The organism is Nonomuraea sp. NPDC050310, assembly GCF_040655795.1.
Classification (GTDB): Bacteria; Actinomycetota; Actinomycetes; order Streptosporangiales; family Streptosporangiaceae; genus Nonomuraea.
In genome coordinates this window covers 22,655-38,521 of sequence record NZ_JBFAKP010000034.1, presented here as the reverse complement: position 1 = coordinate 38,521, position 15,867 = coordinate 22,655, and the positions used below count along the sequence as shown (strand labels likewise).

Below are 15,867 nucleotides of genomic sequence, written 5' to 3'. Positions count from 1 at the left end.
GGAGGTGCGATGGACGGCCGGCGAAGGTGGTTGCTCGCGATCGTGTGCGGGGTGGCGGTGGCCGGCGTGTACGCCGCCCAGCCGGTGCTGATCCCGATGGGAGCCGCCCTCGGCGTGCCGGCGCAGCATCTGGGGTGGATCGTCTCGGTGGGCCAGGTCGGCTACCTGGCCGGGCTGGTGCTGCTGGTGCCGCTCGGGGACGTGGTGGCCAGCAGGCGCCGGCTCATCGCGGTCCACCTGGCGATCACCGCGGCGGGCCTCGGGCTGACCGCCGCGGCGTCCGCCGCGTGGATGGCCTTCGCGGGGCTGGCGCTGGCCGGGATGTTCGCGGTCGTGGTGCAGACGACGGTGGCCTACGCCGCGTCGACCTCGCCCCCTGCCGAACGCGGGCGGACCATCGGCGTGGTGACCTCGGGCGTGGTGGCCGGCATCCTGGGCGCGCGGGTGGTCACCGGGGTGCTCGCCGAGCAGTTCGGCTGGCGCAGTGTCTACGCCCTGCTCGGGGTGGTGTCGCTCGGGCTCGCCGCCCTCGTCGTGCGGGCTCTGCCGGACGAGAGGCGCGCCCGTACGGCGGGGCGTCGGCAGGCCGTGGCGGCGCTCGGGAACCGGCTCTTCCTCACGCGCGGCCTCATCGCGTTCTTCCTGTTCGCCTCGTTCGGGACCCTGTGGAGCGGGCTGTCCCTGCCGCTGGCCGGCGAGCCGTGGCGGCTGAGCGAGAGCCAGATCGGCCTGTTCGGCCTCGCCGGCCTGGTCGGCGCGCTGGGCGCGGCGCGGGCGGGGCGGTGGGCGGACGCGGGCCGGGCAGGGCCGGTGAGCGGGCTCGCGCTGGCGCTGCTCATCGCCTCGTGGGCCGCGACCGCCCAGCTCTCCTGGTCGCTTGGGCTGCTCGTCGCAGGCGTCGTGCTGCTCGACTTCGCGGTCCAGGTCGTGCACGTGAGCAACCAGCACGCGCTGACCGCCGCCTGGCCCGAGCGCGCCGGCGGGGTCATCGGCGGGTACATGGTCTTCTACTCCCTCGGCTCCGCTCTCGGCGCGGTCGCCACCACCTCCGTCTTCGCCGCCCACGGGTGGACCGGGTCCAGCCTGCTCGGCGCCGGGTTCGCGGCCTGCGCGCTGCTCGTCTGGGCCGGCGACCGGCGGCGCCCCGCGGCCTTCGCCCCTGCCGGGCGGGACAGGGCGGCAAGGCGCGAACGATGATCCTTGCGAGCTTCCCAGCGATCGTTCAGCGTAGGCTGTTCGCTGTCATAACGCTGCTCCTGGACTAGCAAGGTGTTCATGTCGTCGGTGTCGTTCACATGCTCGCGCGAGGCTGAGGTCACGGTCCTGGCCGTCACCGGCGAGGTCGACGCGACCAACGTCGGACAACTCACCGAAGCCCTGCAGGACTGCCCGGAGGGCAAGCCGCTCATCCTGGACCTCAGCGGTCTGGACTTCATGGACAGTTCGGGGCTGAACGCCCTGGTCATCGCGCGCCGGACGATCGAGGACCAGGCGGGCGGCCACCTGTTCTTCACCGGGTTGCAGGGCGCGCCGTACCGGCTGTTCACGATCACCGGGCTGATGAAGCACGTCCGCGTGTACGACAGCGTCGAGGCGGCCCGGCAGGCGTACGAGCGCGGGGTGGCGTGACCCGCCGGGACCGACTCGGAGCAACCTCGGCCGGTGCCCTTCCAAAGTGGGCGATGGCGGCTTACCTTCCGCTCAGTGCCCTATCGGAGGTCTGTCCGCCGTCACCCTGTTCGCCGGGCCGTCCTCCGCCTCACCCCCCACGGAGGATGGTTCATGAAAGCCAGGCTCCTCGCAGCACTCGCGGCCCTGACCCTGGCCGCGCCGCTCGTCCACGCGGCCCCGGCGGCAGCGGTCCGGCTCGCCCCGCCGAACATCTCGCTGGCCAATGTCAAGGCCCACCTGACGCAGTTCCAGACGATCGCCACCAGCAACGGCGGCAACCGGGCGCACGGCCGCCCCGGCTACCTGGCCTCGGCCAACTACGTGAAGGCGCAGCTCGACGCCGTCGGGTTCCAGACGGTCCTGCAGTCGTTCACCTACAACGGCGCGACCGGGTACAACGTGCTCGCCGACTGGCCCGGCGGCAATCCCGACGACATCCTCATGGTCGGCGCGCACCTCGACAGCGTGAGCGCGGGACCGGGCATCAACGACAACGGCTCCGGCAGCGCCGCGATCCTGGAGACCGCGCTCGAAGTCGCCCGGCAGTCGCTCCAGCCTGCCAAGCACCTGCGTTTCGCCTGGTGGGGCGCGGAGGAGCTGGGCCTGCGCGGCTCGCAGTACTACGTCACCAACCTGGCCGCCACCGAGCGGGCCAAGATCAAGGGCTACCTGAACTTCGACATGGTCGGCTCGCCGAACGCCGGCTACTTCGTCTACGACGGCGACAACTCCGACGGCGTCGGCTCCGGCCCCGGCCCGGCCGGCTCTGCGCAGCTCGAACAGGTCCTGCAGAGCTACTTCACCTCGATCGGCGTGCCCACCCGCGGCACCGACTTCGACGGCCGCTCCGACTACGGCCCGTTCATCTCCCGCGGCATCCCGGCCGGCGGCACCTTCACCGGCGCCGAGGGGATCAAGTCCAGCGCCCAGGCCCAGCTCTGGGGCGGTACGGCGGGGCAGGCCTTCGACGTCTGCTACCACCGCGCCTGCGACACCACCGCCAACATCAACGACACCGCGCTCGACCGCAACGCCGACGCCATCGCCCACGCCGTCTGGACGATCAGCACCGCCGTACCGCCGGTGACCGTCTGGTCCGACGACTTCGAGTCGGCCACCGGCTGGACCACCAACCCGGCCGGCACCGACACCGCCACCACCGGGCAGTGGGAGCGCGGCGACCCCGCGGCCACCACCTCCAGCGGCGCCAAGCAGCTCGGCACCACGGTCAGCGGCGTCAACGACCTGGTGACCGGCCGGCTGGCCGGGGCCGCCGCGGGCGACCACGACCTGGACGGCGGCGTCAGCTCCGTGCAGTCACCGCCGATCACCCTGCCGTCCGGGGCCGCCCTGACCCTGTCGCTGTCGTGGTACCTGGCGCACGGCTCCAACTCCTCCAGCGCCGACTTCCTGCGCGTGAAGGTCAACGGGACGACCGTCTTCGAGCAGCTCGGCGCGGCCTCCGACCGGGACGGGGCCTGGAGTACGGCAAGCGCCAACCTGTCCGCCTACGCCGGGCAGACCGTCACGATCCTGATCGAGGCGGCCGACGCCTCAGGCGCCAGCCTGGTCGAGGCGGGCGTCGACGACGTGAAGATCACGCGCTGACCCGAGGGGGCGGCAGCTCAGGCACCCGATCGAATCGGATCGCGGCGGTCGGGTGCCGGTGCCGCCCCGTCCGGCAAGGTTGACCTGGAAACAGGGAGGCCTCGTGATCTCAGCGCTCAACCGGCTCGTCGACCTCGTCGAAGCACAGCTCGCCGACCCCTTCGGCGAGCTCGACGTGGACGGCCTGGCCACAGAGCTCGGCACGACCGGATACCACCTGCGGCGGATGTTCTCCTCGCTGGCCGGTCTGCCGCTGACGCAGTACGCGCGCCGCCGCCGGATGACGGTCGCCGCGGCCGACGTCGTCCGGGGCGACGACGATCTGCTGAGCATCGCCGTCCGGTACGGCTACGGCTCGACCGAGGCGTTCGGCCGCGCGTTCCGCGCCGTGCACGGCGCGGGACCCGGCGAGGTGCGCCGCGACGGAGGCCCCCTGCGCAGTCAACCCCAGCTCAGGTTCCGCCTGACCGTCGAAGGGAACATCCCCATGGACACCCGCCTCACCGAGCGCCCCGCGTTCCGGCTGATCGGCCACGCGGCCCGCGTCCCGCTCATCCACCAGGGCGTCAACCCGCACATCCAGCAGCACATCGCGGCCCTCCCGCAGGAGGAGCACCTGCGGCTCAAGGCCTTGTCGGCCACCGAGCCCGCCGGCCTGCTGCAGGTCAGCGACGACCTCGACGGCCCCGACGCCGCCGAGGGCAGCGAACTCACCTACCTGCACGGCGTCGCCGTTCCCTCGGACGCCCCGGTGCCCGACGACCTGGACGCCATCGAGGTGGCCGCAGGCCGGTGGGCGATCTTCCGTACGGCCGGGCCGTACCCGGAGGCACTCCAGACGGCCTGGGCCGCGACGGCCACCGACTGGTTCCCCTCCAACCCGTGGCGGCTGCGGCCGGGCCCCTCGATCGTCGCCGTGCTCGACCGCGCGGCCGACTTCAGCACGGCGACCTGCGAGCTCTGGCTCCCCGTCGAACCGGCCTGACCTCACCCCGGATCCCCGGCGGCTCGCCGGGGATCCGGTCCCGCTGTGCGGACACGCCCGTTGTCCACCGTCGGCGAAAGGCGACAGGATGGTCCGTGGAACCGACCGAGCGGGGAGAGCAGAACAGCCGTGAGCACGAACGAAGAGCAGGACCGCCTCAAGGTCTCCCCGCCCAAGACCTGGGCCGCGGGCCTGCCTGGGGTCGCGCACGCGCTGGAGTACGCGCTCGGCCAGACCTCGGTCCGGCGCACGGCGCTGACGCTGCTGAGCACCAACCAGCCGGCCGGGCTCGACTGCCCGGGATGCGCCTGGCCGGAGCCGGAGCGCCGGCACCGCAACGAGTACTGCGAGAACGGCGCCAAGCACGTCAGCGACGAGGCGACCTCGGCCCGGGTGACCCGTGACTTCTTCCGCGAGCACCCGGTCGAGGAACTGGCCGGCCGTACCGACCGGTGGCTCAACCAGCAGGGCCGTCTCACCGAGCCCATGGTGAAGCGGCCGGGCGCCACCCACTACGAGCCGATCGGCTGGGACGAGGCGCTCGGCCTCATCGCCGCCGAGCTGCGGGCGCTGGACGACCCGGACGAGGCGCTGTTCTACACCTCGGGCCGGCTCGGCAACGAGGCCGCCTTCCTGCTGCAGCTGTTCGCGAGGGCCCTGGGCACCAACAACCTGCCGGACTGCTCCAACATGTGTCACGAGTCGAGCGGCGTCGCGCTGAACCAGACGCTCGGGATCGGCAAGGGCAGCGTCAGCCTCGACGACCTGCACCAGGCCGACCTGGTCTTCGTGGTCGGCCAGAACCCGGGCACCAACCATCCGCGGATGTTGTCGGCGCTGGAGGTGACCAAGCGCAACGGCGGCCAGGTGATCGCGGTCAACCCGCTGCCCGAGGCCGGGCTGATGCGGTTCAAGCACCCGCAGAAGCTGCGCGGGCTGGTCGGCCGGGGCACCGAGCTGGCGGACGTGTTCCTGCAGATCCGGCCGGGCGGGGACCTGGCGCTGTTCCAGATGCTCAACCTGCTGCTGCTCCAGGCGGAGGACGAGGCGCCCGGCACGATCCTGGACCGCGCGTTCATCGACGAGCACACCACCGGCTTCGACGCCTTCGCCGCGCACGCCCGCACCGTCACCTGGCCGCGGGTGCTGGAGGCGACCGGGCTCACCCGCGAGCAGATCGAGGACGTGCACGCCCGGGTCCTGGCCAGCGAGAAGATCATCGTCTGCTGGGCGATGGGACTCACCCAGCACAAGCACGGCGTCCCGACGATCCGGGAGATCGTCGACTTCCTGCTGCTGCGCGGCAACGTCGGCCGCCCCGGCGCCGGCGTCTGCCCGGTGCGCGGCCACAGCAACGTGCAGGGCGACCGGACCATGGGCATCTGGGAGCGTCCGCCGCGCGCCTTCCTCGACGCGCTGGAGAAGGAGTTCGGCTTCACCCCGCCGGCCGAGCACGGCCTGGACACCGTCGAGGCCATCCGGGCGATGCGCGACGGCCGGGCGAAGGTCTTCCTCGGCGTGGGCGGCAACTTCGTCCGTGCCACGCCCGACAGCGACGTGACCGAGCGGGCGATGCGCTCGTGCCGGCTGACCGCGCACATCTCGACCAAGCTCAACCGCTCGCACGCGGTGTGCGGCGAGACCGCGCTGATCCTGCCCACGCTGGGCCGCAGCGACCGCGACGTGCAGGCGGGCGGCGAGCAGTTCGTCACGGTCGAGGACTCGATGAGCCAGGTCCACGCCTCACGCGGCCGGCTCGCCCCCGCCTCGCCCGATCTGCTGAGCGAGGTCGCCATCATCAGCCGGCTCGCCCGGCTCACCCTCGGCGGGCGGCCGGGGCTGCCGGAGCTGCCGTGGGCGGAGTTCGAGGCCGACTACGACACCATCCGCGACCGCATCTCCCGGGTCGTGCCGGGCTTCGCGGACTTCAACGCCCGCGTGCGCGAGCCCGGCGGCTTCACCCTGCCCAACCCGGTCAACCGGCGCGTCTTCGCCACCGCCTCCGGCAAGGCCGTCTTCACCGCCAACGACTTCACCAGCCTGACCGCGCCGCCCGGCCACCTGATCCTGCAGACGCTGCGCTCGCACGACCAGTGGAACACCATCCCCTACACCGACGACGACCGCTACCGCGGCATCCGCGGCTCGCGCCGGATCGTCATGGTCAACCCGGCCGACCTGGCGGAGCTGGGCGTCGCCGACGGCGACCGGGTCGACCTGGTGGGCGTCTGGACCGACGGCTCGGAGCGCAGGGCGCGCTCCTTCACCGTCGTCGCCTATCCCACCGTGCCGGGCTCGGCCGCCGCCTACTACCCCGAGACCAACGTCCTCGTGCCGCTGGACAGCGTGGCCGACTTCAGCAACACGCCGACCTCGAAGGCGATCGTGGTCCGGCTGGAGCCCGCCTAGACCGCCTCGGCGCCGATCGTGGTCTCGTCGCCGTGCCCGGTGCGCACCACCGTCTCCGGCGGCAGGGTGAGCAGCCGGGTCCTGATCGACTCGACGATCGTGTCGTAGGAGGAGTACGACCGGCCGGTCGCGCCCGGGCCGCCCTTGAACAGCGTGTCGCCGGTGAAGACGACCCCTTCGCCGGCCGCGTACAGGCACACCGCGCCGGGCGAGTGCCCCGGCGTGTGCAGGACCTCCAGCTCGATCCCGCCGGCCGTGATCCGCTCGCCGTCGGCCAGCGGCTCGCACGGCAGGCCGTTGGGATACTGCTGACGCCACAGCACGTCGTCGGCCGGGTGGAGCCGGATGGGCGCCCCCAGCCCGGCGGCAGCGTTGATGTGGTCGTTGTGCGCGTGCGTGCACACCACGGCCTTGATCCGCCGCTCGCCGACCGCCTCCAGAATGGCCGAGGCGTCGTGCGCGGCGTCGATGACGATCACCTCGGTGTCGTCGCCGACGATCCACACGTTGTTGTCCACCTCCCAGGTGCCCCCGTCGAGCGAGAAGGTCCCCGAGGTGATCACGCGCTCGATCACAGGACCACCACCGAACGCAGGACCTCGCCGCGGTGCATCTTGGCGAAGGCCTCCTCGACCTGGTCGAGCGCGATCGTCTCGGTGACGAAGCGGTCGAGGTCGAGCCGGCCCTGCAGGTGCAGGTCGATCAGCATGGGGAAGTCCCGGCTGGGCAGGCAGTCGCCGTACCAGGAGGACTTCAGCGCGCCGCCCCGCCCGAAGACGTCGAGCAGCGGCAGCTCCAGCGTCATCTCCGGCGTCGGCACGCCCACCAGGACGACGGTGCCGGCCAGGTCGCGGGCGTAGAAGGCCTGCTTGTAGGTCTCGGGCCGGCCGACCGCCTCGATGACCACGTCGGCGCCGAAGCCGCCGGTCAGCTCGCGGATGGCCTCGACCGGGTCGGCCGAGCGCGAGTCGACGGTGTGGGTGGCGCCGAAGGAGCGGGCCCACTCCAGCTTCCGGTCGTCCACGTCCACCGCGATGATCTTCGACGCGCCGGCGAGCGAGGCGCCCAGGACCGCGGCGCTGCCCACTCCCCCGCAGCCGATGACGGCCACGGTGTCGCCCCGGCCGACGTTGCCGGTGTTGAGCGCGGCGCCGATGCCCGCCATGACGCCGCAGCCGAGCAGGCCGGCCACCGCGGGCGCGGCGGCCGGGTCCACCTTGGTGCACTGCCCGGCGGCGACCAGGGTCTTCTCGGCGAAGGCGCCGATGCCGAGCGCCGGGCTGAGCGGCGTGCCGTCGGCGAGCGTCATCCGCTGCGTGGCGTTGTGGGTGTTGAAGCAGTACCACGGCCGCCCCCGGCGGCAGGCGCGGCAGTCGCCGCACACCGCGCGCCAGTTGAGGATGACGTAGTCGCCGGGCACCACGTCGGTGACGCCGGGCCCGACCGCCTCGACCACGCCCGCGGCCTCGTGGCCGAGCAGGAAGGGGAACTCGTCGTTGATGCCGCCCTCGCGGTAGTGCAGGTCGGTGTGGCACACCCCGCACGCCTGGACGTTCACCACGGCCTCGCCCGGTCCCGGGTCGGGGACCAGGACGGTCTCCAGCGTCACGGCCGCGCCCTTGCCACGCGCGACCACACCGCGGACTTCGTAAGCCATCGGTTCCACCTTTCAACGGATGGTGCTTCAGCGAGCCGGGAGGCCCGGGGTCCATCCTGGTATAGGTCGGGCGCTAATCGGCATTGGCGTCCGGCGGGTGTTCTCCGGCACGATCGTTTGAACAGGCGGAACACACGAGGAAGATCGCCATGGAAACGACGCCGATGAGCCTCCGGCAGGAGACCGACCGGGCCTTCAACGTGCGGGCCACCGTACCCGTGCCGGTCTTCGAGGAGTGCATGCGGCGCTACCGGGCCTGGTCGGAGGCCGCGGTGGACGGGCTGCGCGGCCACCCGGGACTGGTCCACGACCCCGCCAGCGGGGAGCGGCTGGACGTCTGGGGCGTCGGTGAGCGGCCACGGCCGGTCTTCGTGTTCGTGCACGGGGGCTACTGGCGGGCCCTGTCGCGGGCCGACTCGGCGTTCATGGCCGGGATGCTGGCCGAGCAGGGCATCGCGACCGTGGCGGTCGACTACACGCTCGCGCCGCACGCGACGCTGGAGGAGATCGTCCGCCAGGTCCGCGCGGCCGTGGCCTTCGTGCACCGGGAGGGCCGCGCACTCGGGCTGGACCCCGACCGCATCGTCGTCGGCGGCAGCTCGGCCGGCGGGCACCTGACCGGCATGCTCATGCTCGACGGCTGGCAGGAGCCGCTCGGCCTGCCCCGGGACGTCGTCAAGGCGGCCCTGCCGATCAGCGGGCTGTTCGACCTCAGGCCGCTGGTGCACAGCTTCGCCAACGACTGGCTCGGGCTCGACGCCGAGCGGGCCGCCGCGCTCAGCCCAGCGCTGCACCTGCCGGCGAGACGGCCTCGCGCGGTGATCGCCGTCGCCGAGCACGACGGCTCCGGCTTCCTCGACCAGAGCGTCCGCTTCCACCGGGACTGGGGCCCAGACGCCGAGCTGCTCATCGTGCCGGACGTCCACCACTACGACGTCGTGCTCGGCCTCGCCCGGCGGGACTCGGCGCTCGGCCGCGCCCTGCTCGGCCTGTTCGCCTCCCTCTAGGAGCCGGCGAGGGCCGCCGCCCGCTCCCTCAGCAGGTCCAGCAGGAGCGTCGCCGGCGGCGCGAGCGCCCGGCCCTGCGGCAGCGTCACACCGACCGGCCGGCGGATCCGGTCCAGGGGCACGGCCAGCGGCGCGAGGTCGCGGTCGGCGGCGACGATCGGCTCCGGCAGCACGGCGATCATGTCGGTCTGCCGGAGCAACGCGCGCACGGTCAGGATCGAGGTGCACTCCACCAGGTCGGTGGGCGGTTCCAGGCCCTCGTCGGCGAAGACCTGCTCGACCTCGCGCCGCAGCGCGGTCTGCTGCAGCGGCAGGATCCACGGGTAGGCCAGCAGACCGGCGAGAGCCGGCGCGTCCTGTGCCAGCGCGGGATGCCCGCGCCGGACCACCAGCCGCATCGGCTCGTTGCAGAGCTTGATCTGGCGCAGCCCGCCGAGCCTGGTGATCGGGTTGAGCCGCCCGACGATCAGGTCGAGCTCGCCGGCCAGCAGCCGGGGCGCGTGCGTGTCGAACGTCGCCTCGTGGACGGCCACGGTAACCCCGGGGTGGGTGCGCTTGAGGCCGGCGATCGCCTGCGGCAGCAGGACGCTGGAACCGGCCAGTAACGTGCCCACCCGGACCGTGCCCATCGCGCCCCTGGCCAGCCCGGACACGCGCTCGCCCGCCCGGCGCAGCTCGGCGAGCGCGGCGCGGGCGTGCTCCAGGAACGCCTCGCCCGACGGGGTCGGCGTCACCCCGCGCGGCCCGCGGACGAACAACTGCACGCCGAGGATCTGCTCTAGCTCGCGCAGGCACCGGGTGACGGCGGGCTGGGCCAGCCGGAGCCGGTCGGCGGCGCGCAGCACGCTGCCCTGGTCGGCGACGGCGACGACCACGACGAGGTGACGGAGCTTCAGGCGGCCGTGGAGCAGGTCGATGTCCGCCTCCCTCGCCGGCCCGAAGATATGATCCAAAGGTGGATACAGAAGACAGGTCGCGGGCGGGGGACGCCGTGCCGCTGGTGCACGAGGAGCTGAGAGAGCTCATCCTCGCCGGGCACCTGCTGCCCGGGCAGCGGCTCACGCAGCGGGAGCTGTCGGACCGCCTGAACGCGGGCCGCACGCCGGTGCGCGAGGCGCTCCGGATGCTGGAGGCCGAGGGCTTCGTCGTCTCCCGGGCCAACCACGGCATCACCGTCGCCCCGCTCGACCTGGACGAGGCCGAGGAACTGTTCGCCGCGCTGCTCCTGCTGCAGCCGCCGCTGCTGGCCCGGGCGGCCAGGGAGGTCTCGGCCGAGGCGCTGGCGCGGATGGCGGAGCTGTCCCTGACGATGCGGACCGTGCCGCAGGAGCCGCGCGACTTCCACCGCGACCACTTCGAGTTTCACCGCACGCTGCAGGCCACCTTCGGCCCCACGCTGGACAAGGTCGTCAACGACCTCTACCTGCGGTTGTCGCGGCTGCAGCGCTTCTACTACCGGGGCCGGCGGATCCCCGCCTTCGCCCAGGAGCTCGACCTGGCCTTCCTGGAGGCGATGCGGGCCAGGGACGGCGTCCGGGCCAGGCGGGTGCAGGAGCTGCACATGCTCAACTCGGCGGTCGGCCTCATCACCGACGTCGACCCCTGGCACCGGTTCGGGCCGCTGATCGACGCCGCCGCCGGGGTGGGCATCGAGCTGCCGGTGGGCGCCGAGGGCAGGCTGACTCCGCCGGTCCGTGCCACCTGGGCGACGGCGTTGCCCGGCTACCGGCCGGTGGCAGGCGGCTGGGTGGTGGACGCGACCGCTGAACATGCCCACCCCCCGGGACGCTGATTGGATCCAATTTAGGATACCTTTCTGCCGGGAGTCGTCTAATACCAAAGCGGGCGTCCGCTATACCCGCTCCGGCATACCTCGGGGATTCAGACCCGGCGGTAGATGATCGGCTGGGCGGCGATGCCGTTGGCCTTGAAGTTGGCCAGCACGAACCGGCGGAAGGTGGGCCGGAACAGCAGGCTGGGCAGGAAGGTCCGCCACGTCGGCCAGCTCGCGTGGTTGATCAGCCCGAAGTCGGCCGGCTCCCCCGCCACCGGCCGCATCAGCGCGGAGTCGGGCAGCGCGGTCTTGGCCTGGAACCACCCGGCGGTGTACTCCCACACCTGGAGCAGGACGTCACGGTCGTCGGCGTAGAAGTAGTTGAACAGGAAGCGATGGTCGCGGCTGTGGTCCACGTCGCCGAGCCGGCCGGCGTGGTCGGCGACGATCTCGTGCGTACGGCGGGCCGCGCCGCCGAGCGTCTTGGCGAGTTCCTGGTAGGCGGGGCTCTCGCGCAGGTCCATGGCCGCCTGCACGGATTCGGTGCGGAACTGGACGACGAGGTCGAAGCGCGCCGGCCGCAGCCCGCGGGCGGCCAGCACCTCGTCCCCCTCGCCGGGCGGGCGGAGCGCGGCGCGGAAGACGGTGGCCTCGCGCGCCTCGACGCCCGCGGCCAGCGCCTTGAGCCGGGCCGCGAGCTGGACGGGGGCGGACGCGAACGGCCCGCGCCAGGTGCCGGTCTCACCGGCCAGCAGCAGGAAGCCGTCACCGGTCGTGGGCAGGACGCGGGCCCGGACGGCCAGGTGATCGTTGATCAGTTTCATGCCGGCGACGCTAGCCGGGGGCATCCGGGGGCCGCTTCCGTCAACCTACTGAAGTTCACCGGTCGACGACCATGCTGATGCCGAGCGCCTTCCTTCCGCCGGCCCCAGCCGGACTCGGCCACCGGCGCGGCACCGGCACCCGTAACGGGATCACCGACCCCTCATCACCGGCCCGCATCCGCGGCTCGTGCGGCCCGAGGACGAGGGCCCGCAGCTCAGCGGGCTCACGCCCGGCGCAACCCGGCCGGGACCGGAAGGCACACCACCAGCAACACCGCCGCGGCGGCGAGCCTGATCACTTGCATGGTCAGGACGCTACGGGGCACGCGGGCCCGGCCGCCTCTGTCACGTGACTGTCACCTGGCAGAGGCGAGCGACCGCACGCCCTCCCTGGCGTCCCGGCCATGACCCAACGAGTCGAAGGGCAGCCGGTCAGTCCTCGCCCAGGGTGAGCCTCGCCAGCTCGGCGCGGGAGGAGACGCCGAGCTTCGGGAAGGCCTTGTACAGGTGGGAGGCGACGGTGCGCGGGCTCAGGAACATCCGCGTGCCGATCTCCCGGTTGGAGGCGCCCGTGGCGGCCAGCCGTACCACCTGGAGCTCCTGCGGGGTGAGGTCGGCCACCGTGTCGGTACGGCGAGCCGGCGTGGCCCCGGTGGCGCGCAGCTCGGCGGCGGCACGGGCCGACCACGGGACGGCACCGAGCTGGTCGAAGGCTTCCAGGGCGGCCTGGAGGTGGACGCGCGCCTCGGCCCGCCGTTTGGTGCGGCGCAGCCACTCGCCGTAGACCAGGCGGGTGCGGGCCTCGTCGAAGGGCTGCCGGTCCTGCGCGTGCAGCGACAACGCCCGCTCGTACAACGCCCCGGCCTCGGCGTCGGGAGCCAGCAGCGCCCGGGAGCGGTGGAGCAGGGCGAGCGGCGCGGTCCGGCCGGTGGCCTCGGCCGAGCCGGCCAGGCTGCCGATCAGGTTCCGCGCCCGCTGCGGCTCACCGATGCGGACGGCGGCCTCGATGTAGTCGGGCCAGGAGTAACGCCACAGGAAGGCGTGCCTGGTCGGGCCGGTCATCGCCCGGTCCACCCGGTCGAGCAGCGCCTCGTGGCGGCCCTGCCCGAAGTCGAGGATCGCGCGGGCACACTCGACCCAGCCGATGCCCGGCAGCCACCTGCGCTGGTCGGCGTCGCGCAGCGCCTGCTGGGCCATCGCCTCGCACTCGGCCTCCGCGCCGGCGACCGCCGCCAGCCAGGCGGCCACCCCGGCCAGGTAGCCGCGCCACATCGGCTGCCCGACGTCGGAGGCCAGCGCCAGGCCGGCGCTCACCGTGGTCCGCGCGGAGGGGTGCCGACCGCCGAGGAGCTGGGCGATGGCCAGGATCACCATGGTCTGCGGCAGCCGTCCCAGCCGCCCCTCCGCCCGGCACTCCTCGACCAGCCGGTTCGCGCGCTCCAGCATGCCGGCGATGTCGTCGCGGACGATGCCCTGGAAGACGTGCAGGCAGCGCAGCTCGTACGGGAGCGGGTCGTCACGGAGCGCCGTCCCGGTCAGCGTCGTGGTGGCGTCGTCCCCCTCCAGGACGTGGCGGAAGGCGTGGTTCATGGTGCGCACCACGGCGACCTGCCCTTCGCCGTCCGGGGACAGCTCCTCGGTACGGCGGGCGAGCGCGAGCTGGTCGGGGTGGGCGGCGCTGGCCCAGGTGTAGTAGCCCGCCATCGCCAGCAGCGACAGCTTGGTGGACAGGTCGCCGGTCGCCTCGACCCCCTCGTGCAGCAGCCGCACCCCGTCCAGCGGCCGGCCCGCCTCGACCTCCAGCTTGGCGCGCACGTAGGCGAGGTCCGCCCGGGCAGACCCGGTGAGTGTGACCGTCTCGGCCTGCCGGCGAGCCTTGGTGACGAGCTCGTCGGCGCGCTGCCACAGCCCCGCCTCGATCGCGGCCTGGGCCGCGGCGGTCCACCGCGGCACGGCCAGCCGGGGGTCGGCGGACAGCTCGGCCGAGCGCGCGTAGGCCGCCGACACCGCGGTCTGCCCGCCGCGGCGCAGGGCCCGCAACGCCAGGCGCTCCAGTTCACCGGCCACGTCCTCGTCGGGCAGCAGGGTGATCGCGGCCAGGTGCCAGGCGCGCCGGTCGTCGTCGGCGGTTTCGGCCAGCGCCCGGTGACCGGCCATCCGGTCGGCGATGTCGCAGGCCAGCAGGACGGCGGCGCGCACCAGCGGATGGTGGAAGGCGACGCCTTCGGGCCCGACCCTGACCAGGCCGGCGCGTTCGGCGTCGGCGAGGTCGAGCAGGGAGGCGCCGAGCCGGTCGGCCGCGCGGGCCAGCACGTCGAGCCCGCCGTCGTGGTTCAGCGCGGCGACCAGCAGGCAGGAGCGGGTGGCCGGGGGCAGCGCCGCGACGCGGTCGCGAAAGCCCATCAGCACCCGGTCGGTCACCGGCCGCGCCGTACCGGCGGAGTACGACAGCGGGGCGAGGGCGCCTTTGCGCTGCTCCGGGGTGAGCATGCCGGGCAGCTCCATCAGCGCCAGCGGGTTCCCCTCGGCCTCGACCAGGAGCTGGTCGCGCACGATGGGCGGCAGGTCGCCCGCCCGCTCGGCGAGGAGCAGGCGGGCGGCCTCGGTGTCCAGTTTGGGCAGCCGCAGCTCCGGCAGTCCCCTGGCGGTGAACCCGCCGTCGCGGGCGGCGAACACCACGGCGACGGGCTCGGCGTGCAGGCGGCGCGCGGCGAACAGCAGCGCGTCGGCGGACTCGCCGTCCAGCCACTGCGCGTCGTCGACCAGGCAGACCACCGGGCTCTCGGTGGACAGCTCCACCAGCAGGTTGAGCGTGGCCAGCCCGACCAGGAAGCGGTCGCCCGGCGTGGCGGCGCCCAGGCCCAGCGCGCCGCGCAACGCCTCCGCCTGCTGGCGGGGCAAGGCGTCGGCGTGACCGAGGACGGGGCGGAGCAGCAGGTGCAGGGCGGCGAACGGCAGGTCGGCCTCGGACTCGACGCCGGTCACCCGTAACACCTGCGCCTGCGCTCCGGAGGCGGCGCTCTCCAGCAGGGCCGACTTGCCGATGCCGGCCTCGCCGCGCACCACCAGCACGCCCGAGCGGGCTTCCAGCAGGTCGGTGAGGACGGAGAGCTCCGTCTGACGCCCATACATCATCTGCGGCCATTTCCGGAGCAATCGGCTGACTTCCGGTAGGCACTCTAGCGAACGAGCTGACCGCAGGTAAGGGGCTGCCGAGCGTCTCACGCTCATCTCATAAACGAAGATAGCGAGACTTCATTATGAGACGGGCGGCTCCTCCGCCGGCCGGAGCAGCGCCCGCGCGGCGGCCCACACCCGCGCCATCCCGAACTCGGCCACCCCGCGCAGCAGATCGCGCAGGGTCTCGTCGGTGACCCCGGCCGACCTGGCCAGGTCGGCGTGCAGGCGCAGCGACGGGCCGAGGGTCTGGTAGAACACGTCCACGACCAGGCAGGCCAGCGCCCGCTCCCGGACACTGAGGTGCGGACGGGCCCAGCGCTGGGCGAGCTGGTCCTCGATGAAGGTGGACAGGCCCGGGTCCAGGTCCTCCAGCACGCGTACGGCTCGCGCCAGCGGCCCGGCGGGCGGGACGGGCTCGACCGGCTTGTCGTCGTGGGCCGGCGGGAAGCCGAGCTCGCCCAGCCGCTGGAAGGCGGTGACCACGATCGGGTAGCCGACGTAGGGCGCCAGGTGCCGGTAGAGCTCGCGGACCGACTCGGGATCGACCCCGTTGCTCAGCGCCATCTGCACGTGCATGGCCAGCGGCTGGCCGAGGTGGGGGTGGCATAGGTCGGCGGTCAGGCAGACGAAGGCCTTCTCGCGGGCGGTCAGGTGTTTCAGGCCCCACAGGTTGTGCCCCGCGCCCACGGCGAGCTGGGCGAAGACGGGGTCAAGGGCGATGAGGGCTTCAACTCCGGCGAGCTGGGTCAAGG

13 protein-coding genes are annotated in these 15,867 nt (G+C 73.2%); 7 read left to right on the top strand and 6 right to left on the bottom strand.

Annotated elements, in window-relative coordinates; genetic code table 11:
- Nucleotides 1-9: 9 nt before the first annotated feature.
- From AB0I67_RS40605 to AB0I67_RS40585, 5 genes are all read left to right on the top strand, one after another.
- Complete coding sequence (locus AB0I67_RS40605) at nt 10-1,197, top strand: MFS transporter (RefSeq protein WP_357935767.1); 1,188 nt, start codon at nt 10-12, stop codon at nt 1,195-1,197.
- Between the two features lie 87 nt (nt 1,198-1,284).
- A complete protein-coding gene (locus tag AB0I67_RS40600; RefSeq protein WP_357935764.1) occupies nt 1,285-1,629 on the top strand; it encodes an STAS domain-containing protein in 345 nt (114 codons plus the stop codon).
- A gap of 153 nt (nt 1,630-1,782) precedes the next feature.
- Complete coding sequence (locus tag AB0I67_RS40595; RefSeq protein ID WP_357935761.1) at nt 1,783-3,279, top strand: M28 family peptidase; 1,497 nt, start codon at nt 1,783-1,785, stop codon at nt 3,277-3,279.
- Nucleotides 3,280-3,382: 103 nt separating this feature from the next.
- Nucleotides 3,383-4,264 carry an AraC family transcriptional regulator gene (locus AB0I67_RS40590; protein ID WP_357935758.1) on the top strand — a complete coding sequence of 294 codons (882 nt, stop codon included), beginning with the start codon at nt 3,383-3,385 and terminating at the stop codon, nt 4,262-4,264.
- Nucleotides 4,265-4,393: 129 nt separating this feature from the next.
- Nucleotides 4,394-6,673, top strand: a complete 2,280-nt coding sequence (locus AB0I67_RS40585) for an FdhF/YdeP family oxidoreductase (RefSeq protein ID WP_357935755.1) — start codon at nt 4,394-4,396, stop codon at nt 6,671-6,673.
- Here the strand turns inward: AB0I67_RS40585 and AB0I67_RS40580 are convergent.
- Together AB0I67_RS40580 and AB0I67_RS40575 are read right to left on the bottom strand one after the other, a co-directional pair.
- Nucleotides 6,670-7,248 carry an MBL fold metallo-hydrolase gene (locus AB0I67_RS40580; RefSeq protein ID WP_357935752.1) on the bottom strand — a complete coding sequence of 193 codons (579 nt, stop codon included), beginning with the start codon at nt 7,246-7,248 and terminating at the stop codon, nt 6,670-6,672. The genes AB0I67_RS40585 and AB0I67_RS40580 overlap by 4 nt on opposite strands.
- Nucleotides 7,245-8,330: an S-(hydroxymethyl)mycothiol dehydrogenase gene (locus AB0I67_RS40575; protein WP_357935750.1), complete on the bottom strand. Its 1,086-nt coding sequence runs from the start codon at nt 8,328-8,330 to the stop codon at nt 7,245-7,247. Before AB0I67_RS40575 ends, AB0I67_RS40580 begins: the two co-directional genes overlap by 4 nt.
- Before the next feature lie 149 nt (nt 8,331-8,479).
- Between AB0I67_RS40575 and AB0I67_RS40570 the strand changes: the two genes are divergently transcribed.
- A complete protein-coding gene (locus AB0I67_RS40570; protein ID WP_357935747.1) occupies nt 8,480-9,337 on the top strand; it encodes an alpha/beta hydrolase in 858 nt (285 codons plus the stop codon).
- Here the strand turns inward: AB0I67_RS40570 and AB0I67_RS40565 are convergent.
- Entirely contained in the window at nt 9,334-10,290 is a 957-nt protein-coding gene (locus AB0I67_RS40565; protein WP_357935744.1) for a LysR substrate-binding domain-containing protein, read from the bottom strand. The genes AB0I67_RS40570 and AB0I67_RS40565 overlap by 4 nt on opposite strands.
- 2 nt (nt 10,291-10,292) lie before the next feature.
- Between AB0I67_RS40565 and AB0I67_RS40560 the strand changes: the two genes are divergently transcribed.
- Complete coding sequence (locus AB0I67_RS40560) at nt 10,293-11,129, top strand: GntR family transcriptional regulator (RefSeq protein ID WP_357935741.1); 837 nt, start codon at nt 10,293-10,295, stop codon at nt 11,127-11,129.
- Nucleotides 11,130-11,218: 89 nt separating this feature from the next.
- Here AB0I67_RS40560 and AB0I67_RS40555 read toward each other — a convergent pair whose 3' ends face one another.
- From AB0I67_RS40555 to AB0I67_RS40545, 3 genes are all read right to left on the bottom strand, one after another.
- Nucleotides 11,219-11,935: a hypothetical protein gene (locus tag AB0I67_RS40555; protein WP_357935738.1), complete on the bottom strand. Its 717-nt coding sequence runs from the start codon at nt 11,933-11,935 to the stop codon at nt 11,219-11,221.
- Nucleotides 11,936-12,367: 432 nt separating this feature from the next.
- Nucleotides 12,368-15,070: an AAA family ATPase gene (locus tag AB0I67_RS40550; RefSeq protein ID WP_357935735.1), complete on the bottom strand. Its 2,703-nt coding sequence runs from the start codon at nt 15,068-15,070 to the stop codon at nt 12,368-12,370.
- Between the two features lie 123 nt (nt 15,071-15,193).
- Nucleotides 15,194-15,865 carry a carboxymuconolactone decarboxylase family protein gene (locus AB0I67_RS40545; protein ID WP_357935732.1) on the bottom strand — a complete coding sequence of 224 codons (672 nt, stop codon included), beginning with the start codon at nt 15,863-15,865 and terminating at the stop codon, nt 15,194-15,196.
- Nucleotides 15,866-15,867 lie beyond the last annotated feature (2 nt).

Coding starts and splice junctions, on each gene's coding strand:
- AB0I67_RS40595 (WP_357935761.1), top strand. CDS start 1,783: ATGAAAGCCAGGCTCCTCGCAGCACTCGCGGCCCTGACCCTGGCCGCG.
- AB0I67_RS40570 (WP_357935747.1), top strand. CDS start 8,480: ATGGAAACGACGCCGATGAGCCTCCGGCAGGAGACCGACCGGGCCTTC.
- AB0I67_RS40550 (WP_357935735.1), bottom strand. CDS start 15,070: ATGATGTATGGGCGTCAGACGGAGCTCTCCGTCCTCACCGACCTGCTG.
- AB0I67_RS40555 (WP_357935738.1), bottom strand. CDS start 11,935: ATGAAACTGATCAACGATCACCTGGCCGTCCGGGCCCGCGTCCTGCCC.
- AB0I67_RS40575 (WP_357935750.1), bottom strand. CDS start 8,330: ATGGCTTACGAAGTCCGCGGTGTGGTCGCGCGTGGCAAGGGCGCGGCC.
- AB0I67_RS40605 (WP_357935767.1), top strand. CDS start 10: ATGGACGGCCGGCGAAGGTGGTTGCTCGCGATCGTGTGCGGGGTGGCG.